A 5409-nucleotide genomic window follows, 5' to 3' on the forward strand; every position below is an offset into this window, starting at 1 on the left:
TATCAATGCATTGTTTTTAAATGAAATATAAGTTATCCATATAAAAATCGAGAAAAGATAGAAAATATTTAAATTCATAAAAGAGTGATTAGCGATAATATTTTTCACATCATTACAAAGTACAAATATTATATATAGAAGAGTAGATTGTTTATTTTTAAATCTTTTTTAATCTATCTTTTGTGGATAAATGGTTATAAAAAAAGCGATGAATTTAAATGTTGTGGATAAGTGGTAAAAAATGAATTTGATTGTGGATAAAGCTTCTAAAAATAAGAAAATGGCTTTGCAAATAAATAAAATATTTGAAAAGCCATTTTGTAAGTAATTATGACGAAAGCAGGTTACTAAGCCTGTTTAGCATGGATATTTGCCTGAATCCAGATGTTGCCACGGATATATTGTCCAATTTCAAAATTTTTATAATTATCATCTCGTGTCGCTACACGAATAAGAATAGCAGGCTGGTTCTCTTCAAGAATCAGTGTGACGTCATATAAGGTGTAATCCTGATTCATAAACTGCATTTGTGTTTTACCAACAATTTTGCCTTGAAACCATGCTTCATCTTCTTGACCAACGGTTTCACCGTATAGGTATGCGACCATTTTGGAAAAATCTACAGTAACAGGAGCCTTATCATCCTCTGTTTTAGGTTCCCATGCATCAATAAGTTCTTGCAAATTTGCAGGAGCGATTCCACCATGCTCAGCCAAAATATCATTTAAAGCACGATGATGTTTTATAGAAGCAGGATCATCGACAATAATCTGCTCATGATCAGAAACTTTTTCTAGCTCATAAGCCCAAGCGTTGAGTTGAACTTTATATTGCTGATCTTTTTTATATTGATCGTGATTTACACTATAAAGGCTATCAAAAGCATAAATGACACTGTTTTGTCCCAATTGTAAACGTAAAACAGCCTGTGTATTGGATTTGCAGGTAATGATACGATCAATTTCAGCATTGAAGGTATACGGACTTTCAAAACTAGGGAACGCTGTTTTTACAGCTTTGGGTTTATTATCTTTGACCTCAATAACCTGACAGAGTTGGACAGATGCCTGATTTGGACCCTGTATCAGCCATACAGATGCATCCATATCACATTCTTTCTCGCATAACCCCATTGGCATAACAGGTGCATCCAGAGCAAGACCTAACCATTTTGGAACTTCAGAAGTTGGATTCTCAGTCAAGAGACTCCAATGTTCAACATGACTTCCGAAAGTTTGATCTTCGATGGTAATAATTTCTGGTCTGTTCTGATTGTTCATATTAGCTGTTAATGTTTCGTGGATATGTATAGTAAATCGAGGGTAATCTGATTTTTTCAAGGGCTTCAAGATTATTTTATGATTTAAAGCATAGATTTAACACTTGAGACCAAGCTTTATATAACATATTTTTTTGGATTTTGTATGTTTATGAATGTAATTTAGGCTGGATTGGGTATTGAAAATAAAGATTTTTTACAATGANAACTCAAGATGTAATTCCATTCAAAAGTTTTAGTTTTAGCTCATGCTAAATAATCTCAGTATTTTAATCGGATTAAGAATATAAGTTTGGTAAACTATACATGTTATTAAACTTTGAGGACGGCTGTGTTGCCTTTTAAACTTTGGGTTGATGCAGATGCTTTACCCAAACTTCTTCGTGATGTCATTATCCGTGCTTCGGATCGTTATCAGCTTGAAGTAACTTTCGTTGCCAATCAGAATGTGGGTATTACTTCATCAGTTCGTATCAACTCCATACAAGTGATGAGTGGTGCAGATCAGGCAGATAAAGAGATTGTTGATCGAATGCAAGTAAATGATATTGTGATTACACAAGATATTCCACTTGCGGCACAAGTCATTGAAAAAGGTGGGGTGGCTATTCACCCCCGTGGTGAAGTATATACTTCGGCGAATGTGAAAGCTCGGTTACACTTGCGTGATTTTATGGATACGCTTCGGGGGGCGGGAGTACAGACAGGTGGACCCCCTCCGATTTCAGAACGAGATAAACGCGAATTTTCTAGTAGTCTAGATCAAACAATCCAAAAGCAGAAACGTAAGGTTTCTGTTTAATGCATGCCAATGTCCTTCGGATCAGTAGTGAGTAACCATGCCGTCTAAAACGAATATTATGATGACCTACGCATTATTGGTTTTCATTTGGGCAACTACACCTCTAGCAATCGTCTGGAGTGTGTCTGATTTACATATGATGTGGGCTTTGGTACTTAGATTTTTCATTGCATTACCTATCGCAGCAGTCGTATTGATTATTTTAAAAATAAAATTTCCTGTTGATAAAATTGCTTTGCATAGCTATGTGGCTGGTTCATTTAGTTTAATTGGGTCACAAATTTTTACCTATGCAGCAACAGCTTATTTAAGCTCAGGTATTATTGCATTAATGTTTGGGCTTGCCCCAATTATGGCTGGGCTTATTGGCCGGTTTGGGTTTAAACAACATTTGCAAACATTGCAATGGGCTGGAATGCTGGTTTCTGTGAGTGGATTGGCAATCATTTGTTTTAATGGCAGTTCAACCCAGCATGTGCATCCTGTCGGCATAGCACTCATGATGATGAGTGTATTTACTTATGCTTTATCTATTTTCTGGGTTAAAAAAGTCAATGCAGATGTTGAACCTATGGCTCAGGCAACGGGTTCTATTTTAGTGTCTACCATTGTAGCGATTTGTCTTATTCCATTTATTTGGCAACATGTACCAACACATATTCCAAATGCAAAATCATTATTTGCTCTGCTTTATACAGTTGCGATGGCATCGCTTTTGGCAATGTTCTGCTATTTTAAATTGGTTCAGAATATTAAAGCCACAACATTGTCACTCACTACAGTCATGACGCCTGTATTGGCAATGTTTTTTGGCGCTGTTCTAAACAATGAATATCCTTCACTTATGGTGTTTGTAGGTGCTAGTGTTCTATTGTTTGGATTATTTTTATATTTCTATAGAGATTTTAAATTGAGCCGTGAATTGAACCAAAAGATTAAACCTTGAGTCTGAACATAAATAGAATCAACCTCCATTATCACTTCATTTTTAAAGCCTAATCTATTCAAATAGATAGATTAGGGTTGAAGCTATTTTATTTGCAAAAAAGCTGATTTATTATTTTCAGGATAATGGTCAGGGCAAATAATCTTTTGATCTGTTTGATTAAATTGTTCGATTTCGTATTTAAATGCATGATCAATTTGATCTAATTAGGTAACTAGTAGAAAATAGCGCGGCAAAACAAAATTTAGATCATTGAAATTTAAGAGACTGTTTGATGAGATTTACTCCTGTTTCTTCTAATTGAATAAATGAGGAGTATTCACATCAGTATGTCCTTATTTTTCAAAAACACCTCGGACTAGATGGTATGTTTAAACCAATCTCGCTGTATATTGGGCTACGTTATACCCGAGCACGGCGTAGTAATCATTTTATTTCTTTTATTGCTCTGGTTTCCATGATTGGCTTGACCCTAGGGGTCGCAGTGCTGATCACGGTCTTATCTGTGATGAATGGTTTCGATCGTGAGTTAAAAAACCGTGTTTTAGGAATGATTCCTCAAGCAACAGTATCTTCAAATCAGATCTTAACTGACTGGCCAACATTAGCAGAGAAAATCAAGCAACATCCTCATGTTGCTGGTGTAGCACCTTTTACCCAGTTGCAGGGGATGTTAACTGCACAAGGTCAGGTTGCTGGATTGATGGTTTCAGGCATAGATCCAAAATACGAAAGAAATGTTTCAATTATTCAGAATCATATGACTGCTGGTAGTATCGATAACCTGAAAAAAGGTGATTTCGGTATTGTACTCGGTAAGCAAATGACTGACGCCTTAGGTCTTGGTCTTGGCGATAATGTAACTTTGGTACTTCCTGAAGCAACACCATCTCCTGCTGGCGTAGTTCCTCGTTTTAAACGCTTTAAAATTGTGGGCATCTTCAGTATCGGTGCTGAGGTAGACTCAACCATGGGATATATTGCATTAAACGATGCATCGACATTATTACGTTTACCAGATGGCGCACAGGGTATACGTATGAAAATGGATGATATTTTTCAGGCACCAGTTGTTGCTAACGAAATTGTGAGAGACCTGCCACCAGGATTTTATGCTTCTGACTGGACATATACACAAGGTAATCTGTTTAATGCCATTCAAATGGAAAAAGCGATGGTAAGCTTGTTACTATTTCTTATTGTGCTGGTTGCTGCATTTAATATCGTATCCTCTTTAGTCATGGTGGTTACTGATAAAAAAGCTGATATTGCAATTTTGCGAACACTAGGTGCTTCTCCTGCAACCATTACGAAGATCTTTATGGTTCAAGGTACAGTTATTGGAGTAATAGGTACAGTCTCTGGTGCCATTCTTGGTATTATTTTCGCTTCCTCAGTATCGAATATTGTTGGCTGGATCAATAATGTATTGGGCTTGCATTTGTTTGATGCCTATTTTATCAATTATCTCCCTTCTTATTTAAGATGGCAGGATGTTGCTGTAATCGTCACTGTTTCTCTTGTGTTGAGCTTTTTGGCAACAGTTTATCCAGCCCTTCGTGCTGCAAAAGTTCAACCTGCGGAGGCACTACGTTATGAGTAATATTGTGCTGGAAGCTAAAGATATCTATAAAAGTTTTACAGATGGTAAAACCAGTGTTGATGTTATTAGAGGTTTATCACTGAAAGTTGAAGCGGGTGAGTTCGTTTCAATCGTGGGCTCTAGTGGCTCTGGTAAAAGTACCTTATTGCATGTTTTAGGTGGTTTGGATCGCCCATCACAAGGAATGGTGTTTTTAAATGGTCAGCGTTTTGACAATTTGAGTGAAACAGCACGTGGTCATAAACGAAATCAATACCTGGGATTCGTTTACCAGTTTCATCACTTATTACCAGAGTTCAGTGCACTGGAAAATGTAGCAATGCCTTTGATGTTACGCTCTGATGCTCAGTATAAAGATGCTAAGGAACGTTCAGAGTATCTGCTGGAACGAGTAGGTTTATCACATCGTTTAACACATAAACCAGGTGAATTGTCTGGTGGTGAACGTCAACGTGTGGCACTCGCAAGGGCTTTAGTGACTCAGCCAGCGCTCATGCTGGCGGACGAACCAACAGGAAATCTGGACCGTAAAACAGCATTGACGATTTTTGATTTATTAAGTGATCTTAAAAAAGAGTTCAATATGGCGATGTTGATTGTGACTCATGACGAGCAATTGGCAAAATCGGCAGATCGTATCTTGCATATGCAAGATGGAACTTGGGTCTAAACGACTAATAAATATTCATGAAAGCACATTGTTAAAGCCTATTTAGATGGGCTTTAATTTTATAAGAATTATATTTATTCAATAATATGTACTTAATAGTAGCACTATC

5 protein-coding genes are annotated in these 5409 nt (G+C 36.8%); 4 read left to right on the forward strand and 1 reads right to left on the reverse strand.

Annotation, left to right across the window (positions count from 1 at the left end; translation table 11 throughout):
• Positions 1–347 precede the first annotated feature (347 nt).
• Positions 348–1280 carry a hypothetical protein gene (locus KPC_RS17560; RefSeq protein ID WP_121975630.1) on the reverse strand — a complete coding sequence of 311 codons (933 nt, stop codon included), beginning with the start codon at positions 1278–1280 and terminating at the stop codon, positions 348–350.
• A gap of 330 nt (positions 1281–1610) precedes the next feature.
• Between KPC_RS17560 and KPC_RS17565 the strand changes: the two genes are divergently transcribed.
• The 4 genes from KPC_RS17565 (at position 1611) to lolD (ending at position 5300) form a co-directional block, all read left to right on the forward strand.
• A complete protein-coding gene (locus KPC_RS17565) occupies positions 1611–2081 on the forward strand; it encodes a YaiI/YqxD family protein (protein WP_121975631.1) in 471 nt (156 codons plus the stop codon).
• A 37-nt stretch (positions 2082–2118) separates the two neighbouring features.
• Positions 2119–3027 (forward strand): DMT family transporter, encoded by a 909-nt coding sequence (locus KPC_RS17570; protein ID WP_121975632.1) that lies wholly within the window; start codon positions 2119–2121, stop codon positions 3025–3027.
• Between the two features lie 367 nt (positions 3028–3394).
• Positions 3395–4630 carry a lipoprotein-releasing ABC transporter permease subunit gene (locus tag KPC_RS17580; protein ID WP_121975633.1) on the forward strand — a complete coding sequence of 412 codons (1236 nt, stop codon included), beginning with the start codon at positions 3395–3397 and terminating at the stop codon, positions 4628–4630.
• A complete protein-coding gene (lolD, locus tag KPC_RS17585; RefSeq protein ID WP_121975634.1) occupies positions 4623–5300 on the forward strand; it encodes a lipoprotein-releasing ABC transporter ATP-binding protein LolD in 678 nt (225 codons plus the stop codon). Before KPC_RS17580 ends, lolD begins: the two co-directional genes overlap by 8 nt.
• The last annotated feature ends 109 nt before the right edge of the window (positions 5301–5409 follow it).

It is taken from the genome of Acinetobacter stercoris, assembly GCF_900323515.1.
In the GTDB taxonomy this organism is placed as follows: Bacteria; Pseudomonadota; Gammaproteobacteria; order Pseudomonadales; family Moraxellaceae; genus Acinetobacter; species Acinetobacter stercoris.